The sequence below is a fragment of the Photobacterium sp. DNB23_23_1 genome, from assembly GCF_052873815.1.
In genome coordinates this window covers 33,780-59,554 of the sequence record NZ_JBNNXT010000032.1, presented here as the reverse complement: position 1 = coordinate 59,554, position 25,775 = coordinate 33,780, and the positions used below count along the sequence as shown (strand labels likewise).

Below are 25,775 nucleotides of genomic sequence, written 5' to 3'. Positions count from 1 at the left end.
AATTGGTAGACGCACCAGATTTAGGTTCTGGCGCCGCAAGGTGTGAGAGTTCAAGTCTCTCCTTCCGCACCATCTTTAGAAACCCACCTTTTGGTGGGTTTTCTTATGTCTGGCACTTGGATACTCATAGATAAGACCATCCAGATAAACAGACAACAGATTTTACAACCAACTCAATGATCGTATCTCTCTGGTTGTTAAGCCGAATGTTTTTACAAACATTCGGCTTTTTTCTTTACTCGCTTATCCCCAATGGGCATTACATCCCCATCGCATACTTCAGCACTTTCTGCTTAATCGGGCCGGCCTGCTCGGCCAGCTTCAAACCCGCATTGCGTAAAAACTTCACCGGCAGTAGGTTGTTACTGAAGGCGGTATAGAAAAAGTCCATGCCGCTCTGCATCAACAGGTTATCCGGACGCCGGCGACGCTCATAAGCTTGGAGTACCCGCACGCTAGACCAATCCTGGCCTGCTTTCTCAATTTCATGCAGCAGGACATCAACATCCTTGAAGCCAAGGTTGACCCCCTGCCCAGCCAAGGGGTTAATGGTATGGGCTGCATCACCTAACAACACTACGCCAGATTTATAATATTGCTGTGCATGACGACGGGTTAGCGGGAAACGGCCATGGTTGAGCACGTTGATTTCACCCAATTCTGATGGGAAATGAGTAATGATCTGTTCTTCAAGTTGAGCTGGGGTCATCGCCGATAGCTGCTGGATCTTCGCCGGGCTGTCGTACCATACCAATGAGCCCTGATGGCCTGGTAATGGCAGAAATGAACGCGGACCGTGAGGGGTAAACATCTGCCAAGTAATATCCTGCTGTGGCAGGGTGGTTTCGACACTGATCAGCATACAGTGCTGGCGGTAATCCCATGCCGTGATCCCAATCCCCGCCTGTTGGCGAACACGAGACTGAGCACCGTCGGCGCCGACCAGCAAAGTCGCATGCAATGGGTTACCGTCCTCGATCGCAATCTCATAACCATTATCGGTTTCGACGGCTGAGACCATACGGGCCGGACACTTCACCGTCAGGTTCGGGTAGAGTTCGAATTGCTGCCACAACGCCAGCTGGATCACCCGGTTTTCGACAATATAACCAAGGTGGTCGAGGTGCATGCGTTCAGCATTAAAGCGAGTACGGCACTCTGGGTGCTCCCAGGTTTCCAGTCGTTTATACGGGCAAAGTCGCATTGCCGTCACCGCCTCCCACGCTCCCAACCGTTCCAGTAATGACACAGAATGTGGGGAAATAGCCGACACTCGCAGATCCATGGGCTGCGAAGATTCGAACGGAGCTGGGGTGATCCCTTCCAACACCGCAACAGATAGCCCCTGCTGGGCCAAACCTATTGCTGTTGCCGCTCCGACCATACCACCGCCAGCCACAACCACATCAAACTGTTCCATATCGGTTCCCATTTGTTATGCTCAAGAAAAGAGTGCCGCGCCCACTGGCGCGTTGCTGCCAATATTCTACCAAAATTCACAAGCGCATCAGTGATTAATATATGGCCACACAAGGATGAAGGGGATGACTGGATTAATCAAACGCTGGCTTTTCAGACTGCTAATGCTTGCACTTCTGCTACCGATCTTGTTGGTGTTGGTCGGTAAGTATATCAATCCCCCAGTCTGGGGCTGGCAGCTTCACCGTGCCATTTTTCCCCAAGGCTACCCATCGCGCGCTGCCCACCAGTGGGTGCCGATGGCGGCGATATCAACCAATGCCCAGCTCGCGGTGATTGCCTCTGAAGATCAGCACTTCCCCGAACATAGTGGTATTGATATCAATGCCATCCTGGCGATCCTCAAGCAAACCGGCAGTGAGGGTCCCACTCGGGGAGGCAGCACTATCACCCAGCAAACTGCCAAAAACCTATTCCTATTTCCATCCCGTACTTTCCTGCGCAAAGGCGTCGAGCTCTACTTTGCGCTGTGGATGGAATTACTCTGGGACAAAACACGTATCTTAGAGGTATACCTCAACATCGTTGAGTTCGGCCCCGGCCTGTTCGGCGTGGAAGCGGCCAGCCAGACCTTTTTCGGTATTTCCGCCCGTCGACTTAGCGCTCAGCAAGCTGCGCAATTGGCTGCGGTATTACCCAACCCTTATCGGATGCAACCCGCCCCCATGACTCCCTATATTCAGCAGCGCAGCCAATGGATCCGTCAACAAATGCGTCAATTGGGTCCCCAAACCCTCAATAAACTCAAACCGGTAGCGGCAGAATGAAAAACCACAAAATATTCGGGGTGGTGATGATCTAGTCAGGCACGCCTTAAAGCAGTACAATACGCGGCTTGCTCCCGCAGGCGGCCTTGTTTTTGACCGTCGATGCGGAATGAAGCAATGTGAAATGCAATGAATAAACACTACGAGTGAAGAGTTAGACATGGCTAAGAAACTGCTTATCAAAACCTGGGGTTGCCAGATGAACGAATACGATTCATCGAAAATGGCCGATCTTCTTAATGCAGCCAATGGCTTCGAGTTAACGGAAGAACCAGAAGAAGCAGACGTTCTGCTGCTTAACACCTGCTCCATCCGTGAAAAAGCCCAGGAAAAAGTGTTCCACCAGCTTGGTCGCTGGAAAACCCTAAAAGACAAAAAACCTGAGCTCGTGATCGGCGTGGGTGGTTGTGTAGCAACCCAGGAAGGCGATTCAATCCGCAAGCGTGCACCGTATGTCGATGTCATTTTCGGCCCACAGACCCTGCACCGCCTGCCTGAGATGATCAAACAATCGCAGAGCGACCATGCACCAGTCATGGATATTTCCTTCCCGGAAATCGAGAAATTCGATCGTCTACCAGAGCCTCGTGCTGAAGGTCCAACGGCGTTCGTTTCGATTATGGAAGGCTGCTCTAAGTACTGCACCTACTGTGTGGTTCCTTACACCCGTGGTGAAGAAGTGAGCCGTCCGCTGGATGACGTACTATTCGAAATCGCCCAGCTGGCAGAACAAGGCGTACGTGAGGTCAACCTACTTGGCCAGAACGTCAATGCTTACCGTGGTGCGACCCACGACGATGAGATCGCGACGTTCGCGGAGTTGTTGCGTCTGGTTGCGGCTATCGACGGTATCGACCGTATCCGCTATACCACCAGCCACCCGATCGAATTTACCGATGACATTGTCGAAGTGTACCAAGACACCCCTGAAGTGGTGAGCTTCTTGCACCTACCGGTACAGAGTGGTTCAGACCGTATTTTGACGAACATGAAGCGTCCACATACAGCGATCGAGTACAAGTCGAAGATCCGCAAGCTGCGCAAAGCGCGCCCGGATATCACCATCAGCTCTGATTTCATCGTTGGCTTCCCGGGTGAGACAGATCAGGACTTCCAAGATACGATGAAACTGATCCGCGATGTGGACTTCGATATCAGCTTCAGCTTTATCTTCTCAGCCCGTCCTGGTACGCCAGCTGCCGATTACCCATGTGATCTGCCTGAAAAAGTAAAGAAAGAACGCTTGTATGAATTGCAGCAACAGATCAATACTCAGGCTATGCGCTATTCTCGCCAGATGCTAGGTACCGAGCAGCGTATCTTGATTGAAGGCCCATCGAAGAAGAACGTGATGGAATTGCGTGGCCGTACCGAAAACAACCGCGTGGTGAACTTTGAAGGTTCTCCAGAGCTGATCGGCCAGTTCGTTGACGTGAAAATCACTGATGTCTTCACCAACTCACTTCGTGGTGAGCTGGTTCGCACCGAAGCGGAAATGGATCTACGTGTAGCCATGTCTCCAGCTGAAGTGATGGAAAAAACACGCAAAGAAGATGAATTGGGTGTTGGCGTATATACTCCATAGTAAGACGCCCGTCTGAACACAAGTAGGACGCGCCCTGAACCCTAGGCCACCCACACGGGTGGCCCTATTGAGAGGCAAATCTTGAGCAAAGTTATAACTATTGAATTTAATCTGGAACCCGCCAATAACCTGCGCCTTTCCAGCCTTTGTGGCCCTTTCGACGATAACATCAAACAACTTGAACGCCGTTTGGGTGTAGAAATCAACCACCGCAGCAGCAGTTTCAGCGTGGTCGGCCAACCCCACACAGCCGAAGCCGCCGCCGATATTATCAAAAACCTGTATGTCGATACCGCCCCGGTTCGCAACACCATTCCTGACATCGAACCTGATCAAGTTCACTTGGCGATCAAAGAATCCGGTGTCCTGGAGCAGTCGACCGAATCAAGTATTCCTTATGGCAAGGAAGTGGTGATCAAAACCAAAAAAGGGGTGATCAAACCACGTACGCCTAACCAGGCCCAGTACATTGCCAACATGGTCCGCCATGACATTACCTTCGGTATTGGCCCAGCAGGTACCGGTAAGACATACCTCGCCGTCGCCGCAGCGGTTGATGCGCTAGAGCGTCAGGAAATCCGTCGTATTCTACTGACCCGACCAGCCGTTGAAGCCGGTGAGAAGCTGGGATTCCTACCGGGTGACTTGAGCCAGAAGGTCGACCCGTATCTACGTCCGCTCTACGATGCCCTGTTTGAAATGCTGGGTTTCGAGCGTGTTGAGAAGTTGATTGAACGTAACGTAATTGAAGTCGCACCGCTCGCCTACATGCGCGGCCGTACCCTCAATGACGCTTTCATCATTCTTGATGAAAGCCAGAACACCACCGTCGAGCAGATGAAGATGTTCCTGACTCGTATCGGTTTCAACTCCCGTGCAGTGATCACCGGTGACGTTACCCAGATCGACTTACCTCGCGGTGCCCGTTCAGGCCTGCGCCATGCGATTGAGGTACTGTCCGATGTCGATGAGATCAGCTTTAACTTCTTCCAGGCCGACGATGTCGTCCGCCACCCTGTAGTTGCACGAATTGTACAGGCCTACGAGGTATGGGAGAGCGCAGATCAGAAGCAACGTAAGCTTGCAGAACAACGCCGACGTGAAGAACAAGCCGCCATGCAAGCTGCTGCCGCAGCACCAGTTGCCGCACCAGCAGTCGAAACGGAAAAAACAAACTAATGGCGATTTATCTTGATCTCCAGGTAGCCACTGAAAATACAAGCGGTATGCCTAGCGAAGCGCAATTCCAGCAATGGCTGGATGCCGCAGTGACTCCTTTCCAAGCCGATGCCGAACTGACTATCCGCTTGGTGGACGAGGAAGAGAGCCAAACCCTGAACCATGACTATCGCGGCAAGGACAAACCCACCAATGTCCTCTCTTTTCCGTTCGAAGCTCCTCCGGGCGTGGAGCTGGAATTACTGGGCGACTTGATCATTTGCCGACAGGTCGTCGAAAAAGAAGCCAAGGAGCAGGATAAACCTCTGAATGCCCATTGGGCGCACATGGTTGTACACGGCAGTCTTCATCTGCTAGGTTATGACCATATAGAGGACGACGAAGCAGAAGAAATGGAAGGCTTGGAAACGGAAATCATGCAGCAAATGGGCTATGCCGATCCGTATGCCGAAGAAAAGCAGTAAACTTTTCATTATATTGTTGTCAAACTAATACGGCACATTGAGGTGCCGTATATTCCCGTGGCACAGCCACTTAACTGAGAGAAGTAATTCTTACAAACAATGAACGAAGATAACTCACAAAATTCTGAAGGTCCGAGTAGAAAGTCCTTCTTTGAACGAATTGGCCAGCTGTTCCAGGGCGAGCCACAGAACCGCGAAGAGCTTGTAGAAGTTTTCCGTGATTCAGAAGAAAACGATTTGATCGACCACGACACCCGCGACATGCTCGAAGGGGTCATGGAAATTTCCGAGATGCGTGTCCGTGACATCATGATCCCGCGCTCTCAGATGGTCACTATCGAGCGTTCTCAGAAGGTAGAGGATCTAATTAATTTAATTGTTGATGCCCAGCACTCACGCTATCCGGTGATCAGTGACGACAAAGACCACGTCGAAGGGATCCTTCTGGCCAAAGATCTTTTGCGTTACCTACAGCCGAACAGCGAACCGTTCAACATGGAGAAAGTACTGCGACCTGCGGTCGTTGTGCCAGAAAGCAAGCGGGTTGACCGCCTGCTCAAGGAGTTCCGTGAAGAACGTTACCACATGGCGATTGTGGTCGATGAGTTTGGTGGGGTATCCGGTGTTATCACCATTGAAGATATCCTTGAACAAATCGTTGGCGAAATCGAGGACGAGTTCGACGACGAGGAAGAGCAGGATATTCGTCAGTTAAGCAAACACACATATGCGGTGAAAGCGCTGACAACCATTGAAGAGTTCAATGAAATGTTCCATACCCAATTTAGCGATGAAGAAGTCGATACCGTCGGCGGCTTGGTGATGACCAGCTTTGGTCACCTGCCTGCCCGAGGGGAAATCGTTGAATTGGCGGGCTACTCATTCAAGGTAACGTCAGCCGACAACCGCCGGGTTATCCAGTTGCAAGTGACCGTTCCTCACGAAGCACCTCAACCGACGACAACATCATAACGAATGACGAAAAATACCTTTAAGAAGTTGGGACAGCCATTGCTGGCTGTCCCAGCAGGCGCTTTAGCCACCTTATCATTTGCTCCCTACCATCACTGGTACCTTGCCCCACTTTCCCTCTTTATTTTTCTGTACCTGCTGCAGAATCAATCCGTCAAGCGCTCCGCCCTGATCGGTTTGCTCTGGGGTTTGGGTTTATTTGGAACCGGGATCAGCTGGGTACATGTCAGTATCGCCAACTTCGGCGGCATGCCATGGTTGGCCGGTTGGGCGTTGATGGCCCTGCTGATTGGCTACCTTGCCATGTATCCTGCCGTTTTCGGTGCCCTATTCAACAAATTCAACCGTGGCCGCCCATTCCACCAGCTGATGCTGAGCGGCCCGGTGATCTGGCTGTTGCTCGACTGGATCCGCGGCTGGTTGATGACCGGCTTTCCATGGCTGTGGTTGGGCTACGGCCAAATTGACAGCCCGTATGCCGGCTTCGCTCCTATATTGGGCGTAGAAGGGATCACCTTGGCACTGCTGCTTAGCTGCGGCGCCCTCGTGGCAGCCACTTACTACCGGAACTGGCGTCCATTGCTGGTACCGGTATGCATTTTGGCGCTGGGTTTGTTTGCAGGCCAAAAACAGTGGGTCAAGCCGGACACTGACAATCCCCTTGATGTCGCAATGATCCAGGGTAATGTGCCGCAAGAAATCAAATGGCTGCCAAGCCAGCGCTGGCCGACCCTGATGAAGTTCACGGACCTGACCCGTGAGAACTGGGACGCCGATCTGATCATCTGGCCAGAAGCGGCGATCCCAGCGTTAGAGGACCAGGTCACCACCTTCTTGCAGAACCTCGATGCAGCGGCGCGCAATAACAGCAGCACAGTGATCACTGGTGTGTTGGATCAGAATGAGCAAGGGGAATTTTACAACAACATCCTGACCCTTGGTGTCAATGCCGTCGGCCCGTACCAGTACGATCAGGCAGAGCGCTACAGCAAGCACCACCTGCTACCGTTCGGTGAGTTCGTACCGTTCGGCGATATCCTGCGTCCACTCGCGCCGTTCTTCAACCTGCCGATGTCTTCGTTCAGTCGCGGTGATTACATCCAGCCGAACCTCGAGGCCAATGGCTACTCGCTGGCACCGGCACTGTGCTACGAAGTCGCGTTCAGCGAACAGGTACGTCGCAACGTCAATATCGATACCGAGTTCTTGCTGACCCTGTCCAACGATACCTGGTTCGGCAAATCCATTGGCCCGTTCCAGCATATGGAAATTGCCCAGATGCGATCGCTTGAGCTTGGCAAACCACTGCTGCGCGCAACCAACAGTGGCCTGACGGGTATTGTCGATCACAAGGGCAAGATCATTGAGCAGATCCCGCAGTTCGAGACCGGAGTCCTCAGGGCTGAAGTGGTACCGACAATTGGCATGACGCCGTTTACCACCCTCGGAAGCTGGCCACTGTATATCTACATCCTGTGGTCTGTCGCCATGTCATGGATCCTGATCCGTCGCCGGGCTGGTCGATTCCGTGACGAACAGCCGCAAGTCAATTACCACGACTAACGGCTAGCCAGCATAACGCTGAATCAACGCTGACAATTCCCCCGAAAGGCGAAGGTAACCCCTTCGCCTTTTCATTCACCTTGTTAATATATTGGACAGATAACCAAGTGGTGTATATTAGAGTTCGCCAAAGCGCTGTGTACGTACAGCCCGTACCGATCAAAAGCTTGGAATAACAACAGCACAATGTCTATTTGGGGAATGCCAATGAAATCGATCAACAAACTCTTTGCCATGCTATACAGCGTCGCGATGCTTTGCGTGGCAACAGGCTCGGTAGCCAAAGAAAGTCTTGAGACCCAAGCGGCCCTCACCCAGTTCCAAGCCGCTTCGCAAACCCAGCCCTTTTTCCACACCGCTTATGGCTATGCGGTTTTTCCTTCTGTCGGTAAAGGCGGATTCTGGGTCGGTGGCGCCTATGGCAGCGGCACCGTCTTCAAAAATGGCGATATCACCGGCCATGCCAAGTTATACCAAGTGTCTTTCGGTTTGCAGTTTGGTGGTCAATCGTACAGCGAGATTATCTTCTTCCAGGACAAACGAGCTTACGAGCGTTTCATGAACGGTAATTTCGAGCTTGATGCCTCAGCCTCTGCGGTGGCTTTGACCGAGGGCGCCCAAGCCAATGCTGGCACGTCAGGCTTTCGTGCCAGTGCCGGGGATAAATTTATCGATGCCGACTACACCAACGGTGTGGCCGTCTTCACTGCTGCCAAAGGTGGAATGATGGTGGAAGCTGCCATTGCTGGTCAAAAATTCAGTGTCACGCCGATCCAAGGAGCCTCTCAACCTTCGGCAGCCGTCCCTGCTCAACTCCCAGAACTGGCACCGACAACCGTTGTGGTTGAGACAGTAGAGCCTATAGAGTAATACTCTGCGCCTATCAGAGTCATCTACGACAAATAAACGGGCCCTTTCAGCCCGTTTTTGTTGACTTCATGTCAGTAAATATACGGCCTAAGGCGACAGCGGCTTGCGGGTAAAGCGGTTATGGCCGCATTTGAGGCAAGGCGAAATCTCTTTAACATGAGTGATGACCTCATCGTGGCCGCATTTTTCGCACACCAAATGCCCCAGACCAACCATCTCACCAGCTTCATAGACCCCTTGATGCTTGAGATCATCCATCACCTCATGCCACTCAATCTGGGTTTTGTCCGTTGCCTCGGCAAGTCCTTCCCAAATCGTCTCTTTCACGACCCGGTAGAATGGGCTGTCGCTGAACGGCGCCGGGCTCTCGTCAGCATTCTGGCCGAACTCCTGCAAATCCCGTTTGAGGTATGCAGAAATCAATGCCAGCTCGTCTTTGGTCATGTCACTGGCCGCTTGACGGTACTTTTCCGTCACTTCTGCCCAGTGTTTTAGCTCATCAGGACTGTGCTTGAGGGTTTCTGTGACTTGCTCGAGTAGCCCCTCATAATCCGTTTTCTTTGTTGTCATAGGTCACCTCCTATCCGCTAATTCACCGGCATCCGCCTGCCTTCTGCGTAATTGGCACCAATATAGGCCAACAATTCGTCCCCGAAGTGGTTTCAGCTATTGTTGACACCTTTACCTTTAGTTATTCTATGTCGATTATATTGAATGTGTTTGTACTCAACTCACAAAATCCCGGATGTCATCGATGCAAGAACAATATCGTCCACAGGACATTGAACAGAAAGTTCAAGAACATTGGGACAACAAAAAGACCTTTGTTGTAAGTGAAGACCCTAATAAAGAAAAATTCTACTGTCTCTCCATGTTCCCGTACCCAAGTGGTCGACTGCACATGGGTCACGTGCGTAACTACACCATCGGTGATGTGATCTCTCGTTACCAACGCCTACAAGGCAAGAACGTGATGCAACCAATCGGTTGGGATGCATTCGGTCTACCGGCTGAAAATGCCGCGGTTAAGAACAAGACTGCGCCAGCGCCTTGGACATACGAGAACATCGAATACATGAAGAACCAGCTAAAACTGCTGGGCTTCGGCTACGACTGGGACCGTGAATTCGCAACCTGTACACCTGAGTACTACCGCTGGGAGCAAGAGTTCTTCACTAAGCTTTACGAAAAAGGCTTGGTATACAAGAAGACCTCTTCAGTAAACTGGTGTCCGAATGACCAGACCGTACTGGCTAACGAGCAGGTTGAAGATGGTTGCTGCTGGCGTTGTGATACGCCGGTAGAACAAAAGAAAATCCCTCAGTGGTTCATTAAGATCACTGAATACGCTCAAGAGCTGCTTGATGACCTAGACAACCTTGAAGGTTGGCCTGATATGGTGAAAACCATGCAGCGTAACTGGATCGGCCGCTCTGAAGGTGTTGAGCTATCTTTCGCTGTTAACGGTGAAGAAGCGCCACTGGAAGTCTACACAACGCGCCCAGACACGCTTATGGGCGTATCTTACGTAGGTATCGCTGCTGGTCACCCTCTTGCAGAGAAAGCCGCTCAGAATAACCCAGAGCTAGCGGCTTTCGTTGAAGAATGCCGTAACACCAAGGTTGCTGAAGCTGAACTGGCAACCATGGAAAAGAAAGGGATGGATACCGGCCTAACAGCTATCCACCCACTTAACGGCCGTGAAGTACCGGTATTCGTAGCGAACTTCGTACTGATGGATTACGGCACAGGTGCGGTAATGGCGGTTCCAGCTCACGATCAACGTGACTACGAATTCGCGACTAAGTACAGCCTAGACATCATCCCTGTGATCAAGCCTGAAGACGGCAGCGAGCTAGACGTATCTGAAGTGGCTTACACCGAGAAGGGCGTTCTGTTTGATTCTGGTGAATTCGACGGCCTGGGCTTCCAAGCAGCATTCGATGCTATTGCAGCGAAACTTGAAGCGGAAGGTAAAGGTAAGAAGACCGTAAACTTCCGTCTACGTGACTGGGGTGTCTCTCGTCAGCGTTACTGGGGCGCTCCAATCCCAATGGTAACCACTGAAGACGGTGAAGTTCGCCCTGTTCCAGCCGACCAGCTACCGGTAATCCTACCGGAAGACGTGGTCATGGACGGCGTAACCAGCCCAATAAAAGCGGATAAAGAGTGGGCAAAAACCACCTTTAACGGCGAGCCGGCACTGCGTGAAACAGATACCTTCGATACGTTCATGGAATCGTCTTGGTACTACGCGCGTTACTGTTCACCACAGGCTGACGACATTCTAGATCCAGAAAAAGCGAACTACTGGCTACCCGTCGATCAGTACATTGGTGGTATCGAGCACGCTTGTATGCACCTATTGTACTCGCGCTTCTTCCACAAATTGCTACGTGACGCAGGTTACGTAACCTCAGACGAGCCGTTCAAGCAGCTGCTATGTCAAGGTATGGTACTGGCCGATGCTTTCTACCACACTAACGATAAAGGCACTAAAGAGTGGATCGCACCAACTGACGTTGAAATCGAGCGTGACAACAAAGGCCGCATTGAAAAAGCGACCGATGACAAAGGCCGCGATGTAACTCACTCAGGCATGATCAAAATGTCTAAGTCGAAAAACAACGGTATCGACCCACAAGAGATGGTAGACAAATACGGTGCAGATACCGTCCGTCTATTCATGATGTTTGCATCACCTGCAGACATGACACTTGAGTGGCAAGAGTCTGGTGTTGAAGGTGCCAACCGCTTCCTGAAACGTGTGTGGAAACTGGTTAACGAACATGCGAGCAATGGTGCAGCGGACGCTGTCGATGTAGCGGCATTGTCTTCCGATCAGAAAGCCCTACGCCGTGATGTGCACAAAACAATTGCTAAAGTGGGTGACGATATTGGCCGCCGCCAAACGTTCAACACCGCAATTGCCGCTATCATGGAGTTGATGAACAAGCTGGCTAAAGCCTCTCAAGAATCAGCACAAGACCGTGCCCTACTTGACGAAGCCCTGAAAGCTATCGTTCGTATGCTATACCCAATGACACCGCATATCTGTTTCGAAATGTGGGAAACGCTGGGCGAGAGCAACATCGATGACGCACAGTGGCCAGTTGCCGACGACAAAGCCATGGTTGAAGACGAAAAACTGATCATCGTACAGGTGAACGGTAAACTTCGCGCTAAACTAACGGTTGCGGCAGACTCAACCAAAGAGCAAGTCGAAGCCTTGGCGATGGCCGATGAAGGCGTGACCAAATTCACAAACGAAAAAACCATTCGTAAAGTGATTTATGTACCGGGCAAACTGCTGAACATCGTTGCGAATTAATTTCGCATCGAACTAAAGCAATTTCCTAGTGCCTAACCTGTGGCTCCAGTTTGGAGCCACAGTTTAATCCGGCTCACACACCCTAACTAGAACCATCCACGTCAGCCGGTCAGTTTTCACTTTTTTTCATGGAGCAGACTCGGTGAGAGCTTTCATTTCTCCAAAAAGCATTATCCGAACCTTCTTTGTTGTCCTCATGGCGCTGGCAACTGCATCTTGCGGTTTTCACCTCCGTGGTAACTATATGTTGCCCGACGACATTGCCAAGCTTTCTCTGACCAGTTTTGACCGATACGGCCAGCTACACCGTCAGGTAAAGTCACAATTCCAACTGCACGGTATCGAGCCCGTTGCACCGTCAAGTAAAGTGCCGAACCTGCATTTGATCAGCGAATCGACCGGTGAGCGCACCCTGTCGCTGTACCAAAATGCTCGTGCTGCCGAATACGAGCTAACCTATACCGTACGCTACCGTATTGTGGTGCCAGAAAAAGGCAGCCAGACGTTTACCACCCGCGTCAACCGTACGTTCCTTGATAACCCACTGACAGCACTGGCAAAATCTGTCGAGCGCGACATGATAGAGCAAGAAATGCGCGAGCAGGCCGCCAAGCAGATCATGCGTCAGCTAGCCCGCCTGACAGCAGTCTTCAACCAGATGGAAGAAGAAGAGTTACAAGCCCTGCTGGAACAAAGCAAGAACGCCGACAGCAATGAGGAACGCATCACCACAGATCTTGGCTTGGACATCAAAGCCGAGAGCGATCCTGCGAGCGACAATGCCAACCAGGCGACAATGCAAGATGTGCAGATTGAGCAGGTTGAAACGGCGCAATGAGGATTTTCCCGGAACAACTGGCGCAGCAGTTAAGTAAAGGGCTGCGCCAAGCCTACCTGCTATGCGGTAATGAACCGCTGCTCAAACTCGAATCAAGTAACCACATCAAGCAGGCAGCCCAGCAAGCGGGTTTTGATGAACGCCACAGCTTTACGATCGACGCCCAACTGGATTGGAATACAGTGCTCGACTGCTGCCAGGCCATGAGTCTATTTTCTGCTCGCCAGATCATTGAGTTGGAACTACCAGAAAACGGCCTCAATGCCCAGCAGGTCAAGTCGTTCCAGGAAGTGATTGACGTTCTGCACGAGGACATCTTGCTGCTGATCCAGGGGCCCCGCCTCAACAAAAAGCAGGAAAGCACCAAGTGGTTCAAGGCGCTTGACGCACAAGGGCTGTATATTCCCTGCAACACCCCCGATGCCCGCCATCTGCCGCGGTTTATTCAGAGACGCTGCCAGCAGCTTGGGCTGAAGCCGGATCATGAGTCGGTACAACTACTGGCCCAGTGGCATGAGGGCAACCTGCTAGCCTTGGCCCAGAGCCTGCAAAAGCTGGTGCTGCTCTACCCTGATGGCGACCTGACTATCATCCGCCTTGAAGACGCACTGAGCCGCCATAACCACTACACCCCATTCCAATTACTTGACGCCGTATTGGCAGGCCAAGCCAAGCGCAGCCAGCGTGTATTGCGCCAGTTGCAGGGCGAAGGTGTTGAAGCGGTGATCTTGTTACGTACTTTACAGCGCGAACTGACCCAGCTGTATAAAATGCAGGAAATGGGTAGCAAGGGCACCTCGCTCAACAATATCTTCGAGAACTTTCGGATTTGGCAAAGCCGGCGGGAAGTGTACATTGGCGCGCTACACCGTTTGCCACTACCCACGATAATCAGACTGCTCCGGCAACTGGCTGAACTGGAGTTGCGGGTAAAAACCGACTTTGACTACCAGCCATGGGATGCCCTATCGGCCCTGTGTGCCGAAATGTGCGGTGTGACGACCGCTATACCGGGTAAATTTTAGCCATCCGGCACAAGTTAGGCGCAGGCTATGTAAAGTTACTGCCAACTTGTCATCGACAAGCTTGAGCATGGTATACTGCGCCGCTACATTGGGACCCAGCACTATCTGGGTCTACAGTAATGACACCAAATACACAAAAGAGGATCCCCTTTTGCAGGTTCAAGAACTACACGATTTTATTGTTGATAAAGTAGATGACATCAAAGCACAGGACATCATTACCCTAGATGTTCGCGGTAAATCCAGCATCACTGATTTCATGGTGCTTTGCACTGGTACCTCAAACCGCCACGTAGCCTCGATTGCCGATCACGTTAACAAGGAATCGAAGCTAATTGATTACCCGCCATTTGGGATCAGCGGCGAAGAAGACGGTGAGTGGGTAATCGTTGATATGGGCAGTGTCATGCTACATATCATGCAAGAAGATGCACGTAACCTTTACCAACTGGAGAAGCTTTGGGGCTAACCGACAATGAAGCTTCAACTAATTGCTGTCGGCACCAAGATGCCGAAATGGGTCGAGGAAGGCTACAAAGAATATAGCCGCCGTTTCCCAAAAGACATGCCGCTCGAGCTGGTTGAAATCACAGCTGGCAAGCGCGGTAAAAATGCCGATATCGCTCGTATCTTGCAAAAAGAAGGCGAGGCGATGCTGGCCGCGGTGCCAAAAGGGAACCGTATTGTCACCTTGGATATCCCGGGCAAGCGCTGGGATACCGAGCAATTGGCCGATCAAATGGAAAGCTGGAAATTGGATGGCCGAGATGTGTCTATCCTGATCGGCGGTCCGGAAGGCTTGGCACCGGCTTGTAAGGCAGCGGCCGATCAAAGCTGGTCACTGTCGCCACTGACTTTACCCCATCCATTGGTGCGTGTTGTCATGGCCGAAAGCCTTTACCGTGCGTGGAGCATCACAGCGAACCACCCGTACCATAGGGAATAATGGGCAATGAGACAAAAGCGAACGCAGATCCGCGACCACCGGGCTGAGTCGGCGTTATTCTTTCGCCGGGCTCTTGTCTCATTTATCGGCATCGTCGTGCTGGTCGGTATTCTGCTCACTAACCTATATCACATCCAGATCCAAGAGCACGAAGACTACCAGACACGGTCGAACGATAACCGGATCAAAATTGTTCCTGTCGCCCCTAACCGCGGCCTGATCTATGATCGTAACGGTATTCTCCTTGCCGAGAACCGCCCGGTATATTCACTTGAAATCACCTCGGAAAAAGTGCCTGACAGGCAAGATACCTTCGATCGCCTCAAGACATTGATGGGCGTCACCGACGAGCAGATCGAACGCTTCGAGCGCGAGCGCCGTCGCACCCGACGCTTCAAATCGGTTCCAATCCTCAACCAGCTCACCGAAGAGCAGGTCGCGCTATTTTCGGTCAACCAACACCGTTTCCCTGGCGTCGAAGTCAAAGCCTACCTGAAACGGCATTACCCTTACGGTGAAGCCCTGACCCATGTACTGGGCTATGTTGCGAAAATCAACGACCGAGATCTCCAGCGCCTTGAGCGCGACGAGAAAATAAACAATTACAAAGCAACCCGAGATATCGGCAAGCTGGGTGTTGAGCGCTATTACGAAGATATGCTGCACGGTACCTCCGGCTACCAGGAAGTCGAAGTCAACAGCCGTGGGCGGATCATCCGCACCCTGAAATATGTCCCGCCAATTCCTGGCAACGACATCAAACTCAATATCGACATTGAGCTCCAGCTCTATGTCAAAGAACTACTGACCGAACGCAAGCTCGACCCAGATACGGGGGAAGAGCAAATCAAGTACAAACGTGGCTCAGTCATTGTTATGGATCCGAGTGACTCGTCAGTGTTAGCGATGGTCTCGAGCCCAAGCTATGACCCTAACCTGTTTGTCCATGGCATTTCCGGTCCCCAGTATCGGGCATTACTGAATGATAAAAATCGTCCGCTGGTCAACCGGGTTACCCTCGGGATCTATCCGCCAGCCTCGACGATTAAGCCGATGATTGCGGTTGCCGCCCTAAGCGAAGGGGTGATCACCACTCGCACAACCCGCAACGATCCTGGCTACTGGCGGATCCCTAACTCCAACAGCCGCCCGTTCCGTGACTGGCTGCGCTGGGGGCACGGCAAGGTCAATATTTACAAAGCGATAGAAGAATCGGTCGATACCTTCTTCTACCAAGTCGCCTATGACATGGGCATTGATCGCCTATCCGACTGGATGAGCCGCTTCGGTTTCGGTGAATACACCGGTATCGATATTCATGAAGAGAGCAAGGCCAATATGCCAACCCGTGAATGGAAGCAAGCCCGTTTCCGCCAGCCTTGGTATCAGGGGGATACCATTCCCGTTGGGATCGGCCAAGGGTATTGGACCGCGACACCGTTGCAAATAGCCAAAGCCACCACGGTACTGGTCAATGACGGCCGAGTACAAGCTCCGCACCTGCTAAAAGACATCATTGATGATGATGTGGAAAAGCCCGCTCAGTACGAGGACTTCCCACCCATTGATAATGTCGATCCGAAGAATTGGCAAGTAGCCAAAGAAGGCATGTACCGGGTACTTCATGGCGTTCGTGGTACGGCACGCCGGTCATTCTACGGCAGTGAATACAAAGCCGGTGGTAAATCAGGCTCTGCTCAGGTCTTTGGTTTGGCCGAAGATCAGGAATACAACGCCGAAGAGCTGGAAGAGCACTTGCGCGATCATGCTTTGTTCACAGCCTTTGCCCCATTTGAGAAGCCAGAAGTGGTCGTATCCATGGTACTGGAAAACGCCGGTGGTGGCTCTTCCAACGGTGGCCCGGTCGCCCGCAGGATCTTTGACCACATGTTGCTCAAACCGGAAACGCCCGATCCGCTGGTAGAGCTAGTCGACAAGAAAATAGCCGAGGTATCACAATGAGTATCATGGCCGCCACAGGCAACAAGCGGAGCTTGAGTGACCGCCTACATCTGGACTTTCCGCTTCTGATGGGGATCCTTGCTCTCATGGGCTTTGCCCTGATGGTAATGTACAGTGCCAGCGGACAGGAAATCGCCATGATGGAGCGCCAGGCGATGCGTATGGTGTTGTCATTAGGGATCATGTTCATCCTGGCCCAGATCTCCCCACGCCATTATGAAACCTGGGCGCCTTATTTATTTGGAGTCGGCTTAGTCCTGCTGCTTGGCGTATTGTTTTTTGGTGAGTCATCCAAAGGTGCCCAGCGCTGGCTGAACCTGGGTTTTGTCCGCTTCCAGCCCTCAGAGCTGATTAAACTGGCAGTCCCCCTGATGGTAGCGCGCTTTATCGGTAACAACCCACTGCCACCGAGCCTGAAGAATATTGTTATCGCTCTGGTGATGGTGTTTGTCCCAACCATCTTAATTGCCAAGCAACCCGATCTGGGTACCTCGATCCTGATCGCAGCGTCTGGAGTCTTTGTGCTGTTCCTCTCCGGTATGAGCTGGAGAATCATCGGGGCTGCCGGTGTTCTGGTTGGGGCTTTCATCCCGGTACTGTGGATTTTCCTGATGCGTGACTACCAACGCACTCGGGTATTGACCCTGTTCAACCCTGAGTCCGATCCACTTGGCGCTGGCTACCATATCATCCAGTCAAAAATTGCAATCGGCTCCGGCGGCCTTTCCGGCAAGGGGTGGCTGCAAGGCACCCAGTCCCAGCTTGAGTTTCTGCCAGAGCGACACACCGATTTCATCTTCGCGGTGATCGCAGAGGAATGGGGGCTGATAGGTGTGCTTTGCCTGTTGGCTATCTATCTGTTTATTATCGGCCGGGGTTTGCTCCTTGCCAGCCGGGCCCAAACTGCGTTCGGTCGAATGATGGCAGGTAGTATTGTATTGAGCTTTTTTGTCTATATTTTCGTAAACATCGGGATGGTCAGCGGATTATTGCCGGTCGTAGGGGTTCCCCTACCGCTGGTCAGTTACGGGGGCACCTCCATGGTCACCTTGATGGCCGGTTTCGGGATCCTGATGTCTATCCATACCCACAGAAAAATGTTGTCCAAGGCGACCTAAATGCGCATATCATCCTTATTCCTTGTTCTTATCCTTGCGGGATGTAGCTCGGCACCCAATACCGAGCGCTACGATCTGGCTGACGATGTCGCACCGGAGTCATCCCCAACACTGGATCATATTGAAGACGCTCAACCGCGCTATGAGCCCCATAGCCTGGCTGGTAACAAGGATTACACGCTACGCGGAAAGCGCTACAAAATTGTGCAGGGTGAGCAGCCATTCGCCGAACAAGGTAATGCCTCATGGTACGGCAAGAAATTCCACGGCCACAAAACCTCCAACGGTGAGATCTACGACATGTACTCGATGACAGCGGCGCATAAAACACTGCCGCTACCGAGCTATGTCAAAGTGACGAATACCAACAACGGTAAGAGCGCGATTGTCCGGGTTAATGACCGTGGTCCTTTCCACGACGGGCGAATTATCGACCTTAGCATGGCAGCGGCGGCACGGCTGGATGTTATCAAACACGGCACCGCACCAGTCAAAATCGAGTTGATCCAAGTCGCGAAACCCGACAACCCGAACGAATGGCAAAGTGCCAACCCCAACCTTTACTTTGTCCAACTGGCAGCAGTCACCGATGCAGGCAAGGCCGAACAAATCGCCAAGCAGCTGGAGCAAGACTTCGATACCGCCGTTGATTTGAAAAAAGCGGACTCTGCTGAAATTTACCGCCTACGTCTCGGGCCTTACATCGACCGCGACGAAGCGACCAGCCAACGTGATAAAGCCAAAGCCGGGCAGTATCCACAGGCCTTCATCATCACATCTAAACGCGAGTTGGAACCAAAATCCTAACTCACAGTCATAAATAAATGCCAGAGCGAACCACTACTCTGGTATTTTTTTGACTTTGGCTTTATTGACTCTGGTTATACCAAGCTGTTTCATCGTCCAGACGATTATACAACTTGGTATAATGTCAAGATTCGCCAAGAGTCGCCTTGCCGCACAACATATCCGAGTCCAAGACTGGTCTCATATTGACAATCTGATATAGTGTGTGAAGTTTTTTACATTAGACAAATTAAGTTACAACCAACATGAAAAAATCTGCTGCACTTTTTCGCTCTGTTGCTATTTCAGCAACCTTGCTGGCTTCAGCATCAGCAGCGGCTGCCCCAGCTGTAGTGCCTGAAGCCCCTCAGATTGCTGCCAAGGGCTATGTCCTTATGGACTTTCATTCAGGCAAGATCCTGGCTGGCAATAAAGAATACGATCAGATCCCACCAGCCAGCTTGACCAAAATGATGACCAGTTATGTCATCGGCCAAGAAGTTAACCGTGGCAATATCAACATGGATGACACCGTGGTGATCAGCAAAAATGCCTGGGCCAAGAACTTCCCGGGATCGTCTAAAATGTTCATCGAAGTCGGTAGCGAAGTAAAAGTTGCTGACCTTAACCGTGGCATCATCATCCAATCAGGTAACGACGCGTGTGTTGCAATGGCTGAGCATGTAGCAGGTTCGGAAAGCTCTTTCGTTGACCTGATGAATGCCTGGGCCAAGACCCTCGGTATGGACTCGACCCATTTTGCCAATGTCCACGGCCTGGATAATCCAGATCTCTACACGACGCCGTATGACATGGCACTGCTTGCTCAGGGGCTTATCCGTGATGTTCCCGATGAGTTTGCTATCTACAAAGAGAAATCTTTCACTTATAACGGTATCACCCAATACAACCGTAACAGCCTTCTTTGGGACAAGAGCCTCAACGTTGATGGCCTGAAAACTGGCCACACAAACAATGCAGGTTACAGCTTGGTAAGTACTGCGACCGAAGGTCAAATGCGCCTTGTTTCCGTTGTTATGGGCACCAGCAACCCTAATGCCCGTAAGGCTGAAAGCAAAAAGCTACTGAACTACGGCTTCCGCTTCTTCGAAACCGTGTCTCCGCATAAAGCAAACGAGACATTTGTGACTGAAAAAGTATGGATGGGCGACAAGGCTGAAGTGTCACTGGGCGTGAGCGAAGATACCTTCGTAACCCTGCCACGTGGCCAAACCAAAGATCTAACGGCAAGCTTCGTGCTGGAAAAAGAGCTGAAAGCGCCAATCCAAAAAGGCGATGTGGTTGGTAAGCTCTACTACCGTGTCGGCGACGAAGATATTGCCGAATACCCGCTGCTGGCGTTGGATGATATCAACGAAGGCAGTATGTTCAGCCGCCTGATTGATTACATCATGCTACTGTTCAAGGGCTGGTTAAGCTAAGCGCGGTATAACATACCGATAAATAAAGAGAAGAGGCAACCTAAGGTTGCCTCTTTTTTTTCCTGCCTATACCGAAGACACCAGATGGCTTGTGAAAAAGCCACATACCCATTAATATGCTCGGCTAACATCGCAAAATGAATGCAAAATACTCGGAGTTCAGCATGCAGCAGCAAGAGCAGCCAAAACTAAAAGATCTTCTAGAGTTTCCTTGTAAGTTCACTTACAAGGTAATGGGTTACAACAAACCTGAGCTCCCAGATCTGGTTGTTGGCGTGATCCAGCGTCACGCACCGGGTGACTACACCCCGAACGTCAAGCCAAGTGGCAAAGGGACCTACAGTGCCGTGTCTGTGTCAATCACAGCAACCTCTATTGAACAGGTAGAAACTCTGTACAAAGAGTTAGGTGAAATCGACATTGTCCGCGTTGTGCTGTAAGCACCTCTCAATTCCCCTACAAAATTGGCGGCTGTAAATTCAGCCGCCAAGTTTTATAATACCCATTGGTATTGAGGCCCCATATAGGGGTATCAGTTGTTCCGGCTTCGTCAAACGACTAAAAGGGTGTGACATTGCAAGATAAGATTATAATTCGCAACCTCGGCCGCCAAGACTATCAACCTATTTGGCAGTCCATGCATAAGTTCACCGACGAACGTAGCCCGGAAACCACGGACGAAGTTTGGTTGGTTGAGCACAATCCCGTGTTTACCCAAGGCCAGGCAGGCAAAGCTGAGCACCTGCTCAACACAGGGGATATCCCTGTGGTGCAAAGCGACCGCGGTGGCCAGGTCACCTTTCACGGGCCAGGCCAATTGGTTGCCTATATCCTCATTGACTTACGTCGGAAAAAAATGGGTGTGCGCGATCTTGTCACGCATATAGAAAATACTATCATCAAGACCCTTTCCCATTTCGGGATTGAGTCCAATGCCCGTCCTGATGCGCCAGGTGTCTATGTCTCCGGTCAGAAGATATGCTCACTCGGATTACGCATTAGACGTGGTTGCTCTTTTCACGGTCTGGCACTCAATATCAATATGGATCTGGCACCTTTCCTACGCATCAATCCATGCGGTTATGCTGGGATGGAAATGACGCAAACCGCGTTATTGAATGGGCCTTCTGAACTAGAGGAAATTCAGCCAGTACTCGTAGAAGAGTTAGTCAACCTGCTCGATTACCAGAGCATTGAGTGGAAAACGGAAAGCAATTCATGAGTAAACCAATCAAAATTGAAAAAGGTGTCAAATACCGTGATGCCGACAAAATGGCCCTCATCCCTACTCGCAATGTAGAGGTTGAGGAAGCGCCGAAAGAAGTGCTGCGTAAACCTGAATGGATGAAGATAAAACTGCCTTCAGACAGCAAACGTATCCAAGATATTAAATCAGCAATGCGTAAAAACAAGCTGCACTCAGTCTGTGAAGAAGCCTCTTGCCCGAACCTGGCCGAGTGTTTCAACCACGGTACGGCGACCTTTATGATCCTCGGTGCAATTTGTACACGTCGTTGTCCTTTCTGCGATGTTGCCCATGGCCGCCCGTTGCCGCCAAGCGCCGAAGAACCACAGCACCTGGCTAAAACCATCGCAGACATGAATCTGCGCTATGTCGTTGTCACTTCAGTTGACCGTGATGATCTTCGAGATGGCGGTGCCCAGCATTTTGCCGATTGTACTCGTGAAATCCGCGCCCTAAATCCAGAAATAAAGATCGAGACGCTAGTCCCTGATTTCCGTGGCCGTATGGATCGCGCGCTGGATATCCTTCGCGACAGTCCGCCAGACGTATTCAACCACAACCTGGAAACAGCACCCCGTCTGTACCGTAAGGCACGGCCAGGCGCTAACTACCAGTGGTCGTTGGATTTGCTGAAGAAGTTCAAGGAAATGCACCCTGAAGTGCCTACCAAGTCTGGCGTGATGATGGGGTTGGGCGAAACCAAAGAAGAGATCGTCCAAGTACTGAAAGATCTGCGTGCCCATGGTGTAACCATGCTGACACTGGGCCAGTACCTGGCACCAAGCCGCCACCACCTTCCGGTTGAGCGCTATGTGCCGCCTTCAGAGTTCGATGAGCTAAAAGAGATCGCCCTTGAGCTTGGGTTTACCCATGCCGCTTGTGGCCCATTTGTTCGCTCTTCTTACCATGCAGATATGCAGGCCAAAGGCGAAGAAGTGAAATAACCAGCGCCCTCCCTACAAGCCGCTGAGTAATTAAAATCGCTTATAAAGAACATAAAAAAACGCAGCTGATAAATCAGCTGCGTTTTTTATTGCCACTATTTTATCGCTTAGCCTTGATTGGCTCGCTCAATAGCGGCTGCCATAACTGGCGCAAGGCTGTTCAGCGCTTGCTCGGTAACAGGCTTGCCATCGGTATCGGTAATACTGATAGACGTACGGTTACCCAAGTCACCTAGCTGTAAATTATAAGCACGGTTATCAAGTTCAACCGGCTGCGTACCCAGATCGTCCCAAAACTCATCATCCGGAGACTTGAACTGTACCTCAACCACACCTTGTGAACGGTTACGACCTTCCACGGTAAAGCCCAGTTGCCCCAAGACGTCAGGTAGACGTTCCCAGAACACATTGTACGGTGCACGGGCAATGATCACCGGTAGACCGCTGCGATCTTGGCCCATTGAAATCGGGATCTGTTTCACCAGCTCCTGAGCACGCAAACGTGCTTGCTCACGCTCTCGCTCATCAAAACGCGATGTCACCAGATTGGTCATCAGAATACTGTAGCGCTCTTTGTTCTCAACGCTTACAGTTTGCTCAGTACCGCCTTCACGCCAGTCAACCAACATGATGCGGTAGCTGTAACGCCCTGCTTCAGCCGATTTCTCGATACGGTAGCGACTACCGATCTCGGTGTCTTCATCTTCGTTATTCCAGCTGATCCAGTCGGTTTCTATGGTATTGGCCGTCTGGTTTCTCAAACCGATGTTCTGCTCAGTGATCAACTTTTGGGTTACCGACCAAACATCAGAAAGATCTTCCTGCTTGACCATTACCAAAGTCACACCGTCAGCGTCTTGCAGCGTTCGCGCCCCTGGGATCAAGGCAAGCACTTGCTGCGGAGGACGGATATCAACCCCGGCACCAATCGCTCCCTGATATTCCCCTGCCGGAATCGCATAGTCGCTAACTTGCGAAGACTGTGCATCACTTGGCAACGTCCAGCTCTCTAGCTGCTGAGTATCGAGGTAATTAAAATCCTGGTTTGCCTGACGGCGGCGCTCCGCGCCATCAGAGCAGCCAGCCAGTGTAACAACCGCAACGGCAGCCGCCACCAGCTTATACTTATAATTCATTACGCTTCTGCGCTCCTACGCTCTAGCAAATTACAGTAGTACGTTCGCATCCTTGAGTGCTTCGGCAACTACTGGTTGGGCAGATTCGTTCAGCTCAGTCAACGGCAGGCGAAGAGTGCCATACGAGACGAGGCCAAGCTGATGTGCCGCCCATTTTACCGGGATAGGGTTGGATTCAACAAACAATTGCTTATGAAGCGGCATCAAACGTTGATTGATCTCATTCGCCGCTTCAATTTGGCCGGACAGGGCCAACTTAAACATTTGCGCCATATCCGCTGCCGCAATATTGGCTGTTACAGAGATCACGCCGTGACCACCCTCGGCCACAAAATCCAACCCAGTGACATCATCACCGCTTAGTTGGATAAAATCATCGCCACAAAGTTCCCGAGTTATCTTCACACGAGAAAGATCCCCTGTCGCATCCTTAATACCAACAATATTGTCAATCTTCGCCAATCGGGCCACCGTCTCCGGTAACAAGTCAACAGCAGTACGCCCTGGCACATTGTATAGGATCTGAGGCAGATCTGTCGCCTCTGCAATCGCTTTGAAATGCTGATACAAGCCTTCCTGTGTTGGCTTATTATAGTACGGCGTTACCGTCAAACAGCCCGCAACACCAGTGCCAGAAAAGAGTTTACTAAAGGTGATGGCTTCATGAGTCGCATTGGCCCCTGTGCCTGCAATGACCGGAATTCGACCCTGTGCATATTCCAGGGTCTTCAATACCACCTTCACATGCTCATCAACGGTCAACGTTGCTGACTCTCCGGTGGTACCAACCGCAACAATGGCATCGGTGCCCGCGGCAATGTGGTATTCTACAAGTGACGCCAAACTGGCGTAATCGACTTCACCAGCTTCATCAAGCGGTGTAATTAGCGCTACCATGCTTCCTGTAAACATGTCCATCTCCCCTGAAAAAATATATCCTGGCTTCATCATGAATTTATGCTGGTTTAGCGAATTATCAAGCGGCCAAGAAAACCATACTACGTTTCAGTTACAGTAAACTCAAGACAGAAGTATGTAAATCAGTGAAGGCTAACTCTCTGCCAACAGCTCACTTTTACATCTTATTTTTCGCTTCCATGGGGTGTAAAACAACACTACGGCCAAACAAGCATTTATCCACATTTAGCATCTGCTGGAGATATCCCTTGGCGGACCATGGGTCTGTGCTAACATGCAGAAGGTATTCAAAATGTGATGGATAAATATGGAGCATTATCTCGTCGTTACCGCGGTTGGCACAGACCGCCCTGGAATTTCTGATGACGTCACCCGGCTTATTACCCAATGCGACTGCAACATTGTTGACAGCCGCCTGGCCCTGTTTGGTCAAGAGTTCACCCTTATAATGTTACTTTCGGGCTCAGCCAATGCCATCTCCCGGGTTGAATCGACCTTACCGCTAAAGGCCAGCGAACATGACTTGCTAACGGTTATGAAGCGCACAACCAAGCATGAATATCGCCATTTTACCTATACCGCGGACTTCCACATTGAAGCCAATGACAGCCCTGGTCTGATAGAGCAATTTACCGGCTTCCTCGCCTTGCGCGCCATCGATATCGCCTCGCTCAGCGCCCACACCCAAGAAAGTACACAAACCGGATCGCCTAATAGATTTCAGCTGCAAATCGGGACAAATTTACCTGAAGGCTGTAACCTAATGAGCTTACAAGAAGAATTTGAAGCACTTTGCCAAGATCTGCTGGTCAGCGGCAACGTGACTTTTGTCGGCCATAATCAATAAGGAATCCACTATGAAGACTTTGACCGCCGGTACGCCTGCGCCAGCCTTCACACTACATAACCAAAATGACGAGCCGGTTAGCCTGGCCGATTTCAAAGGCAAGAAAGTTCTTGCCTATTTCTATCCGAAAGCCATGACCCCCGGCTGTACCGTTCAGGCATGTGGCCTGCGTGATAGCAAAGCGGAACTTGATGCCTTCAATGTTGAAGTACTCGGGATCAGTATTGATGCAGTTAAGCGCCTGCCGAAGTTTATCGAACGTGACAATCTAAACTTCACCCTATTGTCAGACGAAGATCACTCAGTCGCCGACCAGTTTGGTGTCTGGGGAAAAAAGTCATTCACCCTTAGAAATTT

General features: G+C 51.2%; 24 protein-coding genes and 1 pseudogene. 21 read left to right on the top strand and 4 right to left on the bottom strand.

Annotated elements, in window-relative coordinates:
• Positions 1-259: 259 nt before the first annotated feature.
• Entirely contained in the window at positions 260-1,420 is a 1,161-nt protein-coding gene (locus tag ACVA53_RS18085) for a 2-octaprenyl-3-methyl-6-methoxy-1,4-benzoquinol hydroxylase (protein WP_255043539.1), read from the bottom strand.
• A gap of 124 nt (positions 1,421-1,544) precedes the next feature.
• On the opposite strand from ACVA53_RS18085, the gene mtgA reads away from it, so the two are divergent.
• The 7 genes from mtgA to ACVA53_RS18050 all read left to right on the top strand — a co-directional run bounded on the left by mtgA (position 1,545) and on the right by ACVA53_RS18050 (position 8,879).
• On the top strand, positions 1,545-2,246 hold the full coding sequence (mtgA, locus tag ACVA53_RS18080) for a monofunctional biosynthetic peptidoglycan transglycosylase (RefSeq protein WP_446505851.1): 702 nt from the start codon (positions 1,545-1,547) through the stop codon (positions 2,244-2,246).
• Between the two features lie 160 nt (positions 2,247-2,406).
• A complete protein-coding gene (gene miaB / locus ACVA53_RS18075; protein WP_255043537.1) occupies positions 2,407-3,831 on the top strand; it encodes a tRNA (N6-isopentenyl adenosine(37)-C2)-methylthiotransferase MiaB in 1,425 nt (474 codons plus the stop codon).
• Positions 3,832-3,912: 81 nt separating this feature from the next.
• Positions 3,913-5,010 (top strand): PhoH family protein, encoded by a 1,098-nt coding sequence (locus tag ACVA53_RS18070; RefSeq protein ID WP_303629417.1) that lies wholly within the window; start codon positions 3,913-3,915, stop codon positions 5,008-5,010.
• Entirely contained in the window at positions 5,010-5,474 is a 465-nt protein-coding gene (gene ybeY, locus ACVA53_RS18065) for an rRNA maturation RNase YbeY (RefSeq protein WP_255043536.1), read from the top strand. The genes ACVA53_RS18070 and ybeY overlap by 1 nt, the downstream gene beginning before the upstream one ends.
• Positions 5,475-5,573: 99 nt before the next feature.
• A complete protein-coding gene (corC, locus tag ACVA53_RS18060) occupies positions 5,574-6,446 on the top strand; it encodes a CNNM family magnesium/cobalt transport protein CorC (protein ID WP_255043535.1) in 873 nt (290 codons plus the stop codon).
• A 3-nt stretch (positions 6,447-6,449) separates the two neighbouring features.
• Positions 6,450-8,009, top strand: a complete 1,560-nt coding sequence (lnt, locus tag ACVA53_RS18055; RefSeq protein ID WP_255043534.1) for an apolipoprotein N-acyltransferase — start codon at positions 6,450-6,452, stop codon at positions 8,007-8,009.
• A 207-nt stretch (positions 8,010-8,216) separates the two neighbouring features.
• Positions 8,217-8,879, top strand: coding sequence for a lipid-binding SYLF domain-containing protein (locus tag ACVA53_RS18050; RefSeq protein WP_255043533.1), 663 nt, complete (start codon positions 8,217-8,219; stop codon positions 8,877-8,879).
• Positions 8,880-8,966: 87 nt separating this feature from the next.
• On the opposite strand, the gene ACVA53_RS18045 is transcribed toward ACVA53_RS18050, so the two are convergent.
• Entirely contained in the window at positions 8,967-9,449 is a 483-nt protein-coding gene (locus tag ACVA53_RS18045) for a zinc ribbon-containing protein (protein WP_255043532.1), read from the bottom strand.
• Positions 9,450-9,633: 184 nt separating this feature from the next.
• Here ACVA53_RS18045 and leuS point away from each other — a divergent pair, with 184 nt between their 5' ends.
• The 12 genes from leuS to lipA all read left to right on the top strand — a co-directional run bounded on the left by leuS (position 9,634) and on the right by lipA (position 22,517).
• The gene (gene leuS, locus ACVA53_RS18040) at positions 9,634-12,210 is read left to right on the top strand and encodes a leucine--tRNA ligase (protein ID WP_255043531.1); all 2,577 of its coding nucleotides are present in this window, start codon (positions 9,634-9,636) and stop codon (positions 12,208-12,210) included.
• Positions 12,211-12,352: 142 nt separating this feature from the next.
• Positions 12,353-13,048 (top strand): LPS-assembly lipoprotein LptE, encoded by a 696-nt coding sequence (locus ACVA53_RS18035; RefSeq protein ID WP_255043529.1) that lies wholly within the window; start codon positions 12,353-12,355, stop codon positions 13,046-13,048.
• Entirely contained in the window at positions 13,045-14,073 is a 1,029-nt protein-coding gene (gene holA, locus ACVA53_RS18030; RefSeq protein ID WP_255043528.1) for a DNA polymerase III subunit delta, read from the top strand. Before ACVA53_RS18035 ends, holA begins: the two co-directional genes overlap by 4 nt.
• A 151-nt stretch (positions 14,074-14,224) precedes the next feature.
• Positions 14,225-14,542, top strand: coding sequence for a ribosome silencing factor (gene rsfS, locus ACVA53_RS18025; protein ID WP_107350486.1), 318 nt, complete (start codon positions 14,225-14,227; stop codon positions 14,540-14,542).
• A 6-nt stretch (positions 14,543-14,548) separates the two neighbouring features.
• Positions 14,549-15,019, top strand: a complete 471-nt coding sequence (gene rlmH, locus ACVA53_RS18020) for a 23S rRNA (pseudouridine(1915)-N(3))-methyltransferase RlmH (protein ID WP_255043523.1) — start codon at positions 14,549-14,551, stop codon at positions 15,017-15,019.
• A gap of 6 nt (positions 15,020-15,025) precedes the next feature.
• Positions 15,026-16,981 carry a penicillin-binding protein 2 gene (gene mrdA, locus ACVA53_RS18015; RefSeq protein WP_255043519.1) on the top strand — a complete coding sequence of 652 codons (1,956 nt, stop codon included), beginning with the start codon at positions 15,026-15,028 and terminating at the stop codon, positions 16,979-16,981.
• Positions 16,978-18,099: a peptidoglycan glycosyltransferase MrdB gene (gene mrdB, locus ACVA53_RS18010; RefSeq protein WP_255043511.1), complete on the top strand. Its 1,122-nt coding sequence runs from the start codon at positions 16,978-16,980 to the stop codon at positions 18,097-18,099. Before mrdA ends, mrdB begins: the two co-directional genes overlap by 4 nt.
• Positions 18,100-18,906, top strand: coding sequence for a septal ring lytic transglycosylase RlpA family protein (locus ACVA53_RS18005; RefSeq protein WP_255043508.1), 807 nt, complete (start codon positions 18,100-18,102; stop codon positions 18,904-18,906).
• A gap of 245 nt (positions 18,907-19,151) precedes the next feature.
• Positions 19,152-20,327, top strand: a complete 1,176-nt coding sequence (locus ACVA53_RS18000) for a serine hydrolase (RefSeq protein ID WP_446505850.1) — start codon at positions 19,152-19,154, stop codon at positions 20,325-20,327.
• A 164-nt stretch (positions 20,328-20,491) separates the two neighbouring features.
• On the top strand, positions 20,492-20,767 hold the full coding sequence (ybeD, locus tag ACVA53_RS17995; RefSeq protein WP_107350349.1) for a DUF493 family protein YbeD: 276 nt from the start codon (positions 20,492-20,494) through the stop codon (positions 20,765-20,767).
• Positions 20,768-20,901: 134 nt separating this feature from the next.
• The gene (lipB, locus tag ACVA53_RS17990; protein WP_255043506.1) at positions 20,902-21,549 is read left to right on the top strand and encodes a lipoyl(octanoyl) transferase LipB; all 648 of its coding nucleotides are present in this window, start codon (positions 20,902-20,904) and stop codon (positions 21,547-21,549) included.
• Entirely contained in the window at positions 21,546-22,517 is a 972-nt protein-coding gene (lipA, locus tag ACVA53_RS17985) for a lipoyl synthase (protein WP_255043505.1), read from the top strand. The genes lipB and lipA overlap by 4 nt, the downstream gene beginning before the upstream one ends.
• A gap of 107 nt (positions 22,518-22,624) precedes the next feature.
• Here lipA and bamC read toward each other — a convergent pair whose 3' ends face one another.
• Positions 22,625-23,653, bottom strand: a complete 1,029-nt coding sequence (gene bamC / locus ACVA53_RS17980) for an outer membrane protein assembly factor BamC (protein WP_446505849.1) — start codon at positions 23,651-23,653, stop codon at positions 22,625-22,627.
• Positions 23,654-23,683: 30 nt separating this feature from the next.
• Entirely contained in the window at positions 23,684-24,565 is an 882-nt protein-coding gene (gene dapA / locus ACVA53_RS17975) for a 4-hydroxy-tetrahydrodipicolinate synthase (RefSeq protein ID WP_255043502.1), read from the bottom strand.
• A 313-nt stretch (positions 24,566-24,878) separates the two neighbouring features.
• Here dapA and ACVA53_RS17970 point away from each other — a divergent pair, with 313 nt between their 5' ends.
• Both ACVA53_RS17970 and bcp read left to right on the top strand, forming a co-directional pair.
• Positions 24,879-25,418 carry a glycine cleavage system protein R gene (locus ACVA53_RS17970; RefSeq protein ID WP_446505848.1) on the top strand — a complete coding sequence of 180 codons (540 nt, stop codon included), beginning with the start codon at positions 24,879-24,881 and terminating at the stop codon, positions 25,416-25,418.
• Positions 25,419-25,428: 10 nt separating this feature from the next.
• Positions 25,429-25,761: pseudogene (gene bcp / locus ACVA53_RS17965) on the top strand (thioredoxin-dependent thiol peroxidase); the annotation flags it as partial.
• Between the last annotated feature and the right edge of the window lie 14 nt (positions 25,762-25,775).